At 56.9% G+C, this 13,871-nt stretch carries 12 protein-coding genes; 10 read left to right on the forward strand and 2 right to left on the reverse strand.

What is annotated here, in order from left to right:
- Positions 1 to 43: 43 nt before the first annotated feature.
- Positions 44 to 1,003 carry a YbgA family protein gene (locus ACYQ11_RS06150; RefSeq protein WP_459922883.1) on the forward strand — a complete coding sequence of 320 codons (960 nt, stop codon included), beginning with the start codon at positions 44 to 46 and terminating at the stop codon, positions 1,001 to 1,003.
- 29 nt (positions 1,004 to 1,032) lie between these two features.
- On the opposite strand, the gene ACYQ11_RS06155 is transcribed toward ACYQ11_RS06150, so the two are convergent.
- Entirely contained in the window at positions 1,033 to 1,368 is a 336-nt protein-coding gene (locus ACYQ11_RS06155) for a hypothetical protein (RefSeq protein ID WP_459922884.1), read from the reverse strand.
- A 246-nt stretch (positions 1,369 to 1,614) separates the two neighbouring features.
- Here ACYQ11_RS06155 and ACYQ11_RS06160 point away from each other — a divergent pair, with 246 nt between their 5' ends.
- The 8 genes from ACYQ11_RS06160 (at position 1,615) to ACYQ11_RS06195 (ending at position 10,874) form a co-directional block, all read left to right on the forward strand.
- Positions 1,615 to 2,424, forward strand: a complete 810-nt coding sequence (locus ACYQ11_RS06160; RefSeq protein WP_459922885.1) for an MBL fold metallo-hydrolase — start codon at positions 1,615 to 1,617, stop codon at positions 2,422 to 2,424.
- 316 nt (positions 2,425 to 2,740) lie between these two features.
- Entirely contained in the window at positions 2,741 to 3,313 is a 573-nt protein-coding gene (locus ACYQ11_RS06165; RefSeq protein ID WP_459922886.1) for a CDP-alcohol phosphatidyltransferase family protein, read from the forward strand.
- Between the two features lie 104 nt (positions 3,314 to 3,417).
- On the forward strand, positions 3,418 to 4,230 hold the full coding sequence (locus ACYQ11_RS06170; protein ID WP_459922887.1) for an HAD-IIB family hydrolase: 813 nt from the start codon (positions 3,418 to 3,420) through the stop codon (positions 4,228 to 4,230).
- An 87-nt stretch (positions 4,231 to 4,317) separates the two neighbouring features.
- Positions 4,318 to 4,803: a polyhydroxyalkanoate synthesis regulator DNA-binding domain-containing protein gene (locus ACYQ11_RS06175; protein WP_459922888.1), complete on the forward strand. Its 486-nt coding sequence runs from the start codon at positions 4,318 to 4,320 to the stop codon at positions 4,801 to 4,803.
- An 81-nt stretch (positions 4,804 to 4,884) separates the two neighbouring features.
- Positions 4,885 to 5,994, forward strand: a complete 1,110-nt coding sequence (locus tag ACYQ11_RS06180) for a response regulator (RefSeq protein WP_459922889.1) — start codon at positions 4,885 to 4,887, stop codon at positions 5,992 to 5,994.
- Between the two features lie 17 nt (positions 5,995 to 6,011).
- Positions 6,012 to 7,355 carry a cyclic di-GMP-binding domain-containing protein, MshE-related gene (locus tag ACYQ11_RS06185; protein WP_459922890.1) on the forward strand — a complete coding sequence of 448 codons (1,344 nt, stop codon included), beginning with the start codon at positions 6,012 to 6,014 and terminating at the stop codon, positions 7,353 to 7,355.
- Positions 7,292 to 8,431, forward strand: coding sequence for a MinD/ParA family protein (locus ACYQ11_RS06190; protein WP_459922891.1), 1,140 nt, complete (start codon positions 7,292 to 7,294; stop codon positions 8,429 to 8,431). The genes ACYQ11_RS06185 and ACYQ11_RS06190 overlap by 64 nt, the downstream gene beginning before the upstream one ends.
- Positions 8,418 to 10,874: an HDOD domain-containing protein gene (locus tag ACYQ11_RS06195; protein ID WP_459922892.1), complete on the forward strand. Its 2,457-nt coding sequence runs from the start codon at positions 8,418 to 8,420 to the stop codon at positions 10,872 to 10,874. Before ACYQ11_RS06190 ends, ACYQ11_RS06195 begins: the two co-directional genes overlap by 14 nt.
- Positions 10,875 to 10,961: 87 nt before the next feature.
- Here ACYQ11_RS06195 and ACYQ11_RS06200 read toward each other — a convergent pair whose 3' ends face one another.
- Positions 10,962 to 12,860 carry a B12-binding domain-containing radical SAM protein gene (locus ACYQ11_RS06200; protein ID WP_459922893.1) on the reverse strand — a complete coding sequence of 633 codons (1,899 nt, stop codon included), beginning with the start codon at positions 12,858 to 12,860 and terminating at the stop codon, positions 10,962 to 10,964.
- A 182-nt stretch (positions 12,861 to 13,042) separates the two neighbouring features.
- Between ACYQ11_RS06200 and ACYQ11_RS06205 the strand changes: the two genes are divergently transcribed.
- A complete protein-coding gene (locus ACYQ11_RS06205) occupies positions 13,043 to 13,813 on the forward strand; it encodes an RNA methyltransferase (protein WP_459922894.1) in 771 nt (256 codons plus the stop codon).
- Positions 13,814 to 13,871 lie beyond the last annotated feature (58 nt).

Here is a 13,871-nt window from a genome sequence, read left to right on the forward strand (position 1 = left end):
GCCGGCCTGATTTTTCCACCTGTCATCCAAGCGGAGGCGCCCCATGGACGCAAGTCTTGAAACCCCTTTGAAAATCGGTGTGAGTTCGTGTCTTCTCGGTCAGGAGGTTCGCTGGAACGGCGGACATCAGCTCAATCATTTTATCCGTGACATTTTAGGAAAATTCATGACCTTCGTTCCGGTCTGCCCCGAGGTGGAATGCGGTCTGGGCACCCCCCGGGAGCCTCTCCGGCTGGTGGGTGATCCCGAGCATCCCCGCCTGATCACCCGGCAGAGCGGTATTGATATGACCGAACGCATGGCCTCATGGGCCGAGCGGCGCGTGCGGGAACTGGAAGCCGAAGGCCTCTGCGGGTTTATCTTCAAAAGCAAATCCCCCTCCAGCGGACTCTACAGGGTCAAGGTCTACAACGAAAAGAAAAATCCGGTCAACACCGGGGTGGGCATGTTCGCACGGGCCTTTGTCCGTGCCTTTCCCAGTCTTCCCGTGGAAGAGGACGGACGTCTTTCCGATGACGGTCTGCGTGAGAACTTCATCGAGAGGATTTTCGTACTCGGACGATGGCGGACGGTTCTTGAACAGGATAAGCATCCCCGTCACCTGATGGACTTCCACACCCGTCACAAATACCTGATCATGTCCCACAGCCCCAAACATTACAAAGAGATGGGCAAACACGTGGCCGCCGTCAGTCGAACCACCATCGGAGACGATTACGCGGTCTATGAAACCCTGCTGGCCGAAGCCATGGCCGTCAAGGCCACGGTGGCCCGGCAGGTCAATGTACTTCATCATGTGACGGGATACTTTAAAAAGCATCTTTCGTCCGATGAAAAACAGGAACTGCTCGAGTTGATCGACCATTACCGAAACGGCCTTCTGCCTCTGATCGTCCCCATCACCCTGATCAATCATTTCGTCCGGAAATACGACCAGCCCTACCTCCGTGATCAGATCTATTTGAATCCCCATCCGCTGGAGCTGAAGCTGAGAGCGTATTGACGAAACGGCATTCCGGCAAAGCCGGGGCGTTAACACACGTTCAGGATCATGCTTTCGCCGGGTGCGAACCGCCGATAGGTCAGTCCCGACTCCCGGGCCACGGCCTCGGGGACGGCAAGACCGGTCTCGAACTGCGCGTAACCCGTGAATCCCCTGCCGTCGATCATCACCTTCATGCCCGCCACCGGTCCCTTGAGCGGGACCACCACACAGGTGTTGCGGTAGGCCCGGCCCAGATCGTCATAGCCCATGGATTCGGCCTGTCGTCCGAGATCCACTTCAAGGTAATGGTGAGCCTCTTTTGAAAGATGCCCGGCATGTTCACGTCCGATATGCTCGATGATGTGTCTTAGTTTTTCATTCATTGCGATACTCTCCTGGGATAGTGGTTGATTGCAATGCGGGCGAGGAACGGTGATTCAGGCGACGGCCTGCCGTGGGAGAGAGAAGGTAACCTTGTTAAAAAAGTAAGCCGGTTCGACGGTATGTCAAAAAAATCTTTGACTTGAATGTCATTATTTTATTGAATGAGATTATAATAATCCTTGACAGGGGGTGCGAATAAACCTAATGTTAAAGTCAGCTTTAACTTCAACGCGGGGAAACGAGGCATGGCCATGAACAAGGTTTTCGATGATTTCACCCTCCACGTCTTGGGCGGGCATATATCCACCATGTATCTTGCCGTGTATCCGGACAAGATCCTCATTCTCGACGGCGGCTGCCGCTGTGATGTTCGGACCATCGAACAGTATATCACCAGGAAACTTCGTCGAAGTATCTCGTCGGTGAAGCTGGTGGTGGCCAGCCACGCCCATCCCGACCATGCGGGGGGATCCCCGATTATCAGTCGCAAGCACGGCCTGCCCCTTGCCGCCCCGCGGCATATCAACGACTGGTATCGCGGCGCGACGGGCTGCATTCAGCATAAAATCGACACCATCCTCGGCTGCCACGTGGCCCGGGCCACCGGCAAGCGCTTTGAAAACATCTGTTATCCGCGTGTGGTGAATTACGATTATCCCCTGGATGGCCAGACGGTGCTTCCCGGATTTCCGGACTGGGCCGTGATCGAGGCGCCGGGGCACACCAACCACGATATTGTGATCTACAACGCCAAGGCGCGCCTTTTGTACGCGGCGGACGTGATTCTCTGCGTCAACGGGAAGATGCTTCTTCCGTTCCCCGTTCCCATGGAAGAGCAGATGGCCAAAACGATGAGCCGCATCGGCAATCTGGACGTCGAAACCCTGCTGCTGGCACATGGCGGTCTCAAGACCATTTCGAGCATCCGGCCTATTGCCGATGATCTGGCCGGGCAGTTGAACAAAGGCCTGCCGCCCCTCCTTGAAAAGCTGAAAATCCTCGAATCCTTCTCGCCCGAAGTTCGCAAAGAGAAAAAGCGGGTCAGCGCCGCCTGAGACTGACCGGCCGTCAATCGAGAGCCATGGCCCCCGGGGTTTCAATGGGCCCCTTGGGCATGTTCGTTCACGTGTTGCCTTCCGGCATCGTGAACGTGCTCGTGCTCGTGACCGTAAGCGTGAACGGCACAATCCGTCCCTCAGCAAGACGCTCATGTGTTTTAAGATCATACATGTGATTGCCCTGTTTCACGGGTTCTTTCCTGTTGACAAAAAACCTGAAAGATATATAAAGGGTGTTTGTGTTTCAAATACAAGGGGTTATTGAAAACTTACCACCCAAACGGGTTCATCATCAATTTCAGGGAATTGAATCGTGAAATTCAATTTTATACTGGTTCAGCTGCTGACACTGTCCCGCATCCCCATGGCCGTCGTCTTCGGTCTGACCTTGAATTTTGTCGACTGGTCCTATGGCGTCCTTCTGTTTCTTTTGATTCTGCTGGGTCTGATCGAGATTTCCGATCTGCTCGACGGGTTCAGTGCGCGCCGTCTGAATATTGTCAGCGAACAGGGCGCCATGCTCGATCCCTATGCAGACAGCGTCAGCCGTCTCATTGTCTTCTGGTCCATGGCCTCGGTGAATTACATCATCTTTCTGGTGCCGCTGGTCATGGCCGTTCGCGATGTGACCGTGGCCTATTCCCGAATTATCCTGACCCGGAACAACCGGTCGGTGGCGGCCAAACGAAGCGGCAAGATCAAAGCCATCGTCCAGGGTGTCGGAGCGTTTTTCATTCTGCTCGGTCCCGTGTACTGGAAAGTGACCGGAACCTGGACCATCCATCTGTTCTCCTGGATCGTGATCCTCGCCACAGCCGCCTCGGTGGTGGAGTACGCCGCGTCGGCCGTTTCGGTGTCCCTCGAGGAAAACCGAAAGGTGAAATAGGGCGCGGAAACGGTCAGCACCGCTTCAGTTTGCGAACGTCGGTCGGATTGCGGTCAGGCCGACGTTTTTTTTTGTTAACCCATGGGCCAAAAAGTGTTTGCCGTATGATCCCTTCCATCAACACGCTATCCATCGACCGGTTGCAAAACGTCACCGGTGTTTTTTTCGATATCGACGATACCTTCTCACACCGGGGAAAGATCCCGGCTTCCGCCTATACGGCCCTGTGGGCCCTGAAACAGGCGGGATACAAGGTGGTTCCCATCACGGGCCGGCCTGCGGGATGGTGTGATCATATCGCGCGGATGTGGCCGGTGGACGGCGTGGTCGGTGAAAACGGCGCGTTTTATTTCAGGGTGGATCATGACTCGGGGTCCTTTGTCAGGCGGTTTATCGATGACGATCACACACGCCTCATGAAACGTGAAAAACTCAAGCGGATCGGCGAGGAGATTCTCGGAAAAATTTCCGGAACGGCCCTGGCTTCCGATCAGAATTACCGGGAAGCCGATCTGGCTGTCGATTTCTGCGAAGACGTTCCCCGGCTTTCCTGGGACGCCGTCGACGGGATCTGTCAGATATTTACGGCGCACGGGGCCACGTGCAAGGTGTCGTCGATCCATGTGAACGGATGGTTCGGCGATTACAGCAAACTGGAGATGACCCGGACCCTGGCCCGTGAACTCTGGGACATGGATCTCGATGCGGAAAAAAGCCGCTTCATCTATCTGGGCGACTCACCGAACGACGAACCCATGTTCCGGTATTTCCCCTTGTCGGTGGGGGTCAGCAACGTCCTGGCTTTCACCGACCGCATGACCTTCCTTCCGGCCTATGTCACCGTCCGTGAAGGCGGTGAGGGATTCGCCGAAACCGTGGACCTGATGCTCAAAAAGATAAATGTTGCAAAGCAATAGAATTCTGATTTACTATATCGGTGTTTGTTTTCAGTCGGTTTGAATCCACTGACGGCTTTATCAGAACACCTATAACGGAGGCGTATTTTGCCCGGTCCGATTATCATCAAGAAATACAGCAACAGACGGTTGTACGATACGGAATCCAGTAAGTACATCACCGTCAACCAGGTTTCCGACATGATCAAGGCCATGAAAGAGGTCAAGGTCGTCGACGCCAATACCGACGAGGATGTGACGGCCTACATTCTCACCCAGATTGTCCTTGAAGAGGCAAAGAGCAGGAAGGCCCTGATGCCCGTGCCGCTTTTGACCATGCTGATCCGGTACGGCGACAATATTCTGAGTGATTTTTTCGACAAACACCTTCACAAAACCATCGAAAACTACATCAATCAGAAATCCGCCTTTGACGAACAGTTCAGAAAAATGCTTGAATTCAGTACGGAAATCTCCGGGGTCGCCCAGAAAACCATGACGGAAATGTCTCCGTTCAAGACGTTCATGAACATGTTCACCTACCCCATGGGGGCGCAGGATAAAACCAAGGACAGCAAGGACGGGGACGACTGACGCCCCTGCGCCTCAGGGCCGCGGCGCTATCGATCCTCATCCGCCCATTTCCGCTCCGACGGATGAAGGTGCATCGGGCTTATGCATGAAAAGATCCTTTTTGTCGATGACGACGCCAATATCCTCGCCGCATACAAACGCAATCTGAGAAAACTCTTTGACATTCTGACCGCAGCCTCCGGAGAGGAGGGGCTTTCTTTGCTTCAGAGCGACGGCCCCTTTGGCGTGGTGCTGTCGGATCTTCGCATGCCCGGCATGGACGGGTTTGAATTTCTTGCCAGGGTCAAGGAACGATCGCCGGACAGCCTGTGCATCATGCTCACCGGCCACGCGGAACTCCAGTCCTCCCTCCGGGCGGTCAACGAGGGCTACATCTTTCGTTTTCTGACCAAGCCCTGCAAAATGGACACCCTTTCCACCGCCGTCAGCTCCGGCCTTTCCCAGTATGCGCAGAATATCAAGCGCCGCCGTGAAGGCTTTGGAGGAAACGCTTCGCCAGGAACGCGGAACATCTTGATCGTCGATGACGATCCCGACGTTCTTTACATGCTTGCCCATGCCCTGGACGCCCGGCCGGATGTGGGGGTGATCACCGCCGATACGGGATCTTCCGCCCTTCGCCTGATGAAAAACATCAAGATCGATCTGGCGGTATTGGACCGTGAAATGCCCGACGTGGACGGGCTCGATCTGTTCGCCGCCGTGACGGCGGAACATCCTGAGATCCCGGTCATGATGATGACCTGGCATGGGGATGAGCGCCTGGTGGATGCGGTCAATCGTCGGTCGGGCTGTCGGTGGTTTGAAAAACCCTTTGAGATCGATATGTTCCGGGATATGGTGACCGAAGAGCTCCAGTCGGGGCCCAAGGGTGTCATCGACGGCATCAGCATTTCCGCGTTTCTGCAGATGATCGAGATGGAAGAAAAAACCTGTACCCTGAACATCCGGTCCGGCGGTGAAACCGGAATCATGTATTTTTTTAAAGGCCGGCTGATGGATGCCCTGACCGGCGATATTACCGGCCAGGACGCCGCGTACCATATTATCCATTGGAACAAGGCCGCCATTGAGATCGAGGACATCTGCCGGAAGCGGGAAAAGCGCATTCACCATTCCCTGATGCAGATTCTGGTGGAAGCCGCCAGGCTCAACGATGATCGTCCTTCTGTCGATTCGGCCGCCATCTGAACCACGGGTGAAAAAACATGGACAGCAGCCATCCCACATCCCGGATCGAATCCCTTCTCCTTGAACAGGAGCTGATCCGGCCCGAAGACCTTGAGCGGGCACAGGCCATCCAAAACGCCCATCAGAAACTTAAGGAACAGCCCATGGGCATGATTCTGGTCACGCGCAAGCTGATCTCCAGACAGGATCTGGGCCTGCTTCTGGCCGATCCCGACACCCAGGCCGACATTCGCCGGATTCTGGGGGAGGGCACCCATCGGGATCTGCCCCGGCATCTTTCCCTGCGTTCCCTGGTAAACGAGGGTCATGTGACGGCGGATGTGATGCAGCACGCCGTTCAGAAGGCCATGAATACTCAGGACTTTTTGAAACGGGCCTTGAGAAAACAACGTATTCGGGGCAGCGATCTCGAAACGGTGCTTCGAATCAAACGATACAATCCATCCGTCAGTGAGGTCCTTTTCGAAGAAAACCTGGTCAGTCTTACCGAACTGAACCGGGTCTGCCGCGAGGGCGACGACAATCCCTCCCTCGGCAGGATTCTGATCATGCAGGGACTCGCCTATGCCTCAGACATCGACAGCGCCCTTTCCGAGCAGAAGGGAAGTCATGCCCCTCTGGGCCGGATCCTGATCGAGCGGGGACGACTTACCCTGACCCAGCTTTATTTTGCCCTGTCCATTCAGTTCAATACCCCGTTCAGGGATTTAAAGGGATATGAATTCAACGGCCGGCAGCAAAGCCTGCTCCGGGATATCGTGGGTCAATCCTATGCCCGGGAGCATGAGATTCTACCGATTTTCCTCAACGAAAACAACCTGACCCTTGCGGTGTCCAGTCCGGCCCGACTGGTGAACATGCATGAACTGATGGCCCGGTACAGCCATCTGACCATGAACTGTGTCCTGATCACCGAAGAGAAATTCGATCAGCTTTACGCCATGCTCTACGGCGAAATCCTGAAACGTTCCGGTCACAATGACGCCGAACGTCCGTCTGCCGCGTCGGCGGACGGCGGGTCATGGGTGATCACCGATCCCCGTGCCCAGTCCTTTCTGTTGGCCCATCTCTACGATCGTTACTGCGCTCTTCGCGCCGATGCGGGCCGTAGCCCCATCGACAACGGGCGTGAGCTGTTTTTCCGGTTTATCGAAGAACAGTTCGACCGGATTTCGGCGGCCTATCAATGCCGAGCCGTAACCGTCTGGTTCGACGACAGCCGGGGCGATCCGATCATCAAGGCCTCTCCGGTCGTTCAGTCTGCCGTGCGCAATCCATCATCCGAAACGGGGGAACCATGTCACGAATCATCGCCGTCACCAGCGGCAAAGGCGGAGTGGGAAAAACCAATGTGTCGGTGAATCTTTCGATCCGGCTGTCAGCCCTTGGGTTCAAAACCTGTCTGTTCGATGCGGATCTTGGTCTTGCCAATATCAACATCCTTCTCGGCCTGGTTCCCGAATACACCCTGGCCGATCTGATTGACGGCACATGCCGCTTCGAGGATCTTGTGATCCGGAATATCCACGGGGTCGATATCATCCCCGGCAGCACCGGGGTCACCCGGTTGGCCGACCTCGATGCCGAGGGGGTGGATGCCCTGATCCGGAAGCTTTCCGCCCTGGATGACTACGATTATATTCTCATTGATACCGCGGCGGGAATTTCACGTCAGGTGACGGCGTTCTGTATGGCGGCCTCCCATGTGATTCTCACCGTGGTGCCCGAGGCCACCTCGCTGACCGATGCATACTCCCTGCTCAAGGTTCTCCATCAGAACGGGTATGACCGCCCGGTCCGGGTTCTGGTCAATCGAAGCAAAACGGAGGATACGGGGCGCCGGATTTTCGAGAAATTCAACGCGACGGTCACGAAGTTTCTGCCTCTGCCCATCCGTTTTCTTGGGGCGCTGGTTAACGACGAGAGCGTCGGCGACGCCGCGGCGCGTCAAATCCCCTTTGTCATCGACAACCCCGACGGACCGGCTTCCCGTCAGCTGGATGACATCACCGCCCGTCTGGTTCGCATGGATGCGAAGGGCAAAGGCGATCATTCCATGGGTCGCTTTCTCCGGCAGGTGCTGGTGCGGATAGGCAGCGTGATCTCCCCGGTACCGAAATCGGGTCAGGCGGGCCCCGGCCGGGCCATCGAGCCGTCAAACACCCTGGAGCCGCCCGAGACCGTCGAACGGGACGAGCTGGCCACCGAGGTGCTGACGGCCCTTCAGCATTTGGTAAGGAATACGGACCGGATCATCGGCGAGCTGGCCGCCCTGCGTCAGTCCATCGCGGGACAGGGCACGCCGGTCGATGATCCGGTTGAGACGCCCGTCCAACGGTCCGGGTCAACACCGGTGATCGAACTGGATTTTGAAAAATACGTCCGCAGCCGATCCGAATCACAGCCCGGCCGGGGGATGGCCCATGACCCGTCCTGAACCGCCCCGTCTTCCTCTTTTGGTCATCACCCGATCCAGAGACCTCACCGGTCTTCTGGAGAGCGTTCTTGCGTCCGGATATGCCCCCCGTGTGGTCGATGACACGGCCGCTGCAGCGGATCTTGTCCGTCGTCAGACATTTCCTCTGGTGATGGTCGATGACGCCGCCCTGACCGAAACGGATGCGTCCCGTGCCGCATCGCTTAACGCCCTTCATGGCCGGAACAGCCAGTTGATCCTCGTCCGTTCGCCGGGCGAGGCCCGGATTTTTAAAGGCGTGGACGAGGTGATCGACCGGCCTCTGGACCCGGACGAGGTGATGTTCCGGCTGAAACGGGCCCGGCGGATCATTCTGCTTGAACATGCACTCCGGCAGGCCTTGCACCGCAAAAAGGCGGACCTGGAAACGCCCCCGGAGGACCGGAGCATGGACACCCTGGGACGTCTGACCGCCGGGGTCATGCATGAAATCAACACGCCGGTGCAGTATGTGGGCGATAACCTCCATTTTCTCGATGACGGCATTGAAGGGCTGTTCGAGGTCCTTGACCGGGCGGATGCCCTGTGCGAGGCCGCAAGGCAGGGCAGGGTGCCTGAAACCCTCATCGAGGCCTTTCAAACGGCACGGCGCAAGGCCGATAGCGATTATCTCAAAAAAGAGATACCCGAAAGCATCCGCCAGTCCCTGCAGGGCGTGGAGCAGATCTCAGGCATCGTGCTGGCCATACGAAACCTGTCGGGCCGCAGTCTGGACGACAACCCCTCCGTGGACGTTAGATCGGTTCTTTCCATCTGCGTGCTGCTCACCCGGAACCAGTGGAAAAAGTCCGCCGAGCTGGAAACCCGGTTAGATCCGGACCTTCCGAATCTGCGGTGCCGCACCGGTGCCTTCAATCAGGTGGCCGTCAATTTGATCATCAATGCCGCCCATGCCGTCGACGAGGCCAGGTCCCGTGATGCCTCCCTGTCAGGTCGGATCATCATCGAAACCGGTCGGGAGGGGGACATGGGTATTGTCAGGATCAGTGATAACGGGGCGGGCATTCCCGATGAGATACTGCCGAGGATTTTCGATCCGTTTTTCACCACAAAAAAAGAAGGGAAAGGGACCGGTCAGGGCCTTTCCATCTCCCGGGCCATTGTCGAGGCTCACGGGGGACGCTTGACCGTTGAAACCCGGCCCGGTGTGGGCAGCACCTTTGTGATCGCGCTTCCCCTGGCCGAAGACCGACCCGCCCTGCCGTCATCGTCGGTAAGCGCTGTTCCGGCCCATCAGGACGCTTCCCGTCGGCGTATTCTGTTTGTGGACGATCAAAAGGAAGTTTTAGACGGCATTGCCCGGATGCTGAGACCCATGGAGGGGGCCTGGGACATGCGCTTTACCTGCAGCGGGCGGGAGGCGCTATCCCTTCTGGAAAAGGATCCGGCCGATGTGGTGGTGTCGGATTTCAACATGCAGGGCATGAACGGCCTGGATTTTTTTCGCGAGGTGAAAGCCCGTCATCCGGAAACCCTCCGCATCATGCTGTCCGGTGAGATCACCCGGAATTTCATCATGAAAAGCGTGCGGCTGGTCCATCAGTTTATTGCCAAACCCGCCGGGGCCGATCTTCTGAAAACCACCATTTCACGGGCCTGCGACCTGAAGGGGCTTCTTGCCGATGATGAGCTGCGCCGCACGGTGGCCGGTATGGATTCCCTGCCCAGCCTGCCTGAGATTTACGCGCAAATCAGCCGGGAGCTTCAATCGCCTGAGGCCTCGATGAAAAAAGTGGGGGCGCTGATCGCCAAAGATACGGCCATCAGCGCCAAAATTCTTCAGATGGTCAATTCGGCGTTTTTCGGCCTTCCGGGTCGGATTGCAGGCCCGGAACAGGCCGTGATGCTTCTGGGGGCCGATACGGTTCGGGCCCTGGTGCTTCATTGCGAACTGTTTTCAACCTTTAGGGTGGATAAACGCCTGCACCGTTTTCTCGAACGCCTTTCGAGTCACAACCTTCACGTGGCCCATCTGGCCCGCCGGATCGCCGAGCATGAAAAAAAGGATCGGGCGATCGTGGATCAGGCCTTCATGGGCGGTCTGCTGCACGATTTCGGCAAGCTGATCCTTGCCGGTCAGTTTCCGGACAGATACCTTGAGCTGCTCAATCAGACAGCGGGCAGGGGATTATCCTATAACGCCCTGGAGCAGGAGACCTTCAAAACAGGCCATGGCGCGATCGGAGCCTATCTGGCCGGAATTTGGGGGTTTCCCCTGCCCATCGTCAACGCAATTTTTCACCATCACGACCCCCTGAACATCGACGAAGACAGCCTGGGCCCGGCCACTGCCGTTTACGTGGCCAACGCCCTGTGCGGAAGGGACGCCGAAGGCCCGGATCAGGATTTCCTGACACACAGGGACCTGGCATCCCGGTGTGATGCGTGGCGGGGGCTTGCGTGAGACGGTTGCCGCCTTTCATCGATGACCTCTCCAAGGTGTCGCCCGTCGATGGGCAATCCAACGCGGCCGATCGGGGCCTTGGGGGAATCAGAAAAAAATCATGCTCTTGAAACAATAGTCCTCGTCCAGGGCGTGGGACAGCCAGCACAGTTGCTGGTCCAGGCGGGAAAAACTGATCTGGGGGATGTAATGGAGCGACGGGGCGAAATGGTTTTGCCATTCGAGAATTTCCCGGTTCTCTGCATGGCCGTCAATCAGAATCCCGTCAAAATCACCCAGTTCATCGAGTTCATGGGGTTCGGGCAGCCGTTTTTCCGTCCAGTGGTAGACGTGGCGCTTCATCTCTCCGGAAAAGGACGGCTGATCCGCCCGGGTGATCACGGTAAACTGGATGGCCCGGTTCCCCGGCGCTCCGTAGAGGTAGCGCAGATCCTTGTCCAGATAGTGGGGGCGCTTCAAAGGAATCCGCCTCAGGTACCGGGCGGTGTCCGGCAGGGAATCGGGCTCGATGAACACGATTTCAAAGGGCGTATGCGGGTTAGCTGAAACCAATATATTCAAACATTTAAATATATATTCCTCATATTTTACTTTCGAATTGACGAATAACTGGTAAGGGAACGTCATATGGCGTGCCAGCGCTTCGATTTCTCCCAGGGGGCGGTATTCGTTCAGCACCAGTTTGGTCACCAAAACCTCCCTGCCCAGCCGGACACGGATGTCGGGACAGCCGTCGGGTCTGGGTTTTTCCCAGGCTACGTTTAATTCAGGCAGGGGAAACAGGGCCACATCGAACAGGGATTCGGCGTAATCAAAGGAAAGCATCAGGTCTTCGGGGGAAAAGCCGTCGGTCTGAAGCACGGTGTAGGGCGGCGTGGGTTCGTAGAGCAGGCCCAGTTCCCGGCTGTTTTTGCGAAAGGGGGTTCCCGGCAGGACGGACAGCGGGAACACCTGGACATCGTCGTGCAGATCCTGTTCGACGACAAACCCAAGGGAGCGATTGAACCCGTCCAGATCGTCGCCGGGGAGACCGGAAATCAGGTCGATGCGCGGCAGGATGTCCCTTTCTTTCAGAAGATGGGCTCCCCGGACGAATTTTTTGAGATCCGTGGGCCGGTTCATGATTTTCAGAGCGTTTTTGTTGGTGCTCTGGAGGCCGATTTCAAATCCGGTGAACCCGGCGGCTTCGAACAGGTCCGCCAGTTCGGCGTCGATCCATTCGGCGCGGATCTCACTGTTGATGGCCAGATGCCGGCCTTTGTTGATCCGGGCGATTTCCCTGAGTACGTCCCTAAGGTCCGGCCGTGCGTTCAGGGACGGGTCCAGGAGGTAGAGTTCACCGATGCCCTGGTCCACGGCCCATCTGACCCCGTCGAGCAGCAGGCGGGGTTCCTTGAACGAGAGGCTGCCCCGGGATTTGTTGTAGAAACAGTACCCGCATTTGTACGGACAGCCCCGCTGGGTTTCGAGCAGCATCAGGTTTTCCATGAACGGTTCCAGAAAATCGTTCAGGTAGGGGCTGGGCGCGGTCCGGAAAATCGCCTCGGCGCAGGCGCTCCGGCATTTGCCCTTGAAAGAGGGCAGTCCCCGGATCAGATCGACAAAGGCCTGCTCCCCCTCGCCGTAAACGTAATCGTCCACCGCGTCCGTCACGATCAGGGTGTTGTCCGGCGTCACTTCCGGGCCGCCCAGAATAATCCGGCAGGCCAGGCGGGTCTTGATTTCTTCGGCCAGATAGAGGGTCCGTTCCACATTCCAGTTAAATACGGTAAAACCCAGGATATCCGGCTTTTTTGAAACAATCAGGTCAAGGAGCGCCCCGTCGCCCATGTAGGAGGCCAGGCTTTCGGGCACAATCTCGATCCGGACATCGGAAAGGCCCGAGGCGGCCTGTTTGAGGCAGGCGGCCCCCATGGGGATGTTGCCCGTTTTCTTTCCGAAGTTCAGTTTGGGAATGGGCAACTGAATGAGCAGGATATCGGTCATGGCGTGTCTTTATCGTCCGCAGTCGTTAATCACATTAAGTTGTCGCTCTTATAGCACAGTCCTTTGATACAGGTGTACACAAAACGTCAAACTTTTTTATCGTTGATCTTTGGCAGGTTCCCGAATACATAGAAACGGTTTTGACGCTTGTGCCGACCACATTTCACGAACGAAGGAGACCGATGGATTCGACATCGCTTTGTGTGGTCCTGGTGGAACCCCAGGGCCCGCTCAATATCGGCTCGGTGTGCCGCACCATGATGAATTTCGGCTTTTCGGATCTTCGGCTGGTCAATCCCTGCACGGCCCACACGGGGCCCCAGGCCAGACAGATGGCCCTCAAGGCCGAGACTCTTCTTGACCAGGCCCGGGTGTTCCAGACCCTTGGCGAGGCCCTTTCCGACTGCAACTACGCTTTAGGAACCACCCGGCGGTTTGGTAAGAATCGCAGCGCCTTTCTGCTGCCTGACCAGGCGGCCCGGCTCGCCGTGTCCTTTCCTGAATCCTGCCGGACGGCTCTGGTCTTCGGCCGGGAAGACCGGGGGCTTTTGACCGAAGAGCTGGATCTGTGCCAACATCTTCTGACCATTCCCACCCACGACGACTTTGCGTCGATGAACCTGTCCCAGTCCGTGGCCGTCTGCCTGTACGAGATGAGCCGGGCCATGAAAACCGTGGACGACGGCCAGATCAGCGCCATCACCCCCTGCGGGAGTGTGGAGCTTTTGCGCATGTTCGATCACATGCGCAAAACCTTCCGGGACATCGATTATTCCGACCCGCTGAGCCCGGACCATATCCTGCGGACCTTTCGGCGGATTTTCGGCCGGGCTGTGCTCAGCGAGCGTGACGTCCGGGTGCTTCAGGGGCTTTGGAGCCGGATCGACTGGATTGAGAGCGAGCGGCGGAAGATGAGCGAGGCGCAGAAAGACAAAGCCCGCAACCCGCATTAAGTGTTTGACGCCGGCTGCTTTGTCTCCTACAATTTGTATGTTTTTATAGCCTTTTAGA

The organism is Desulfatiferula olefinivorans (assembly GCF_054657895.1).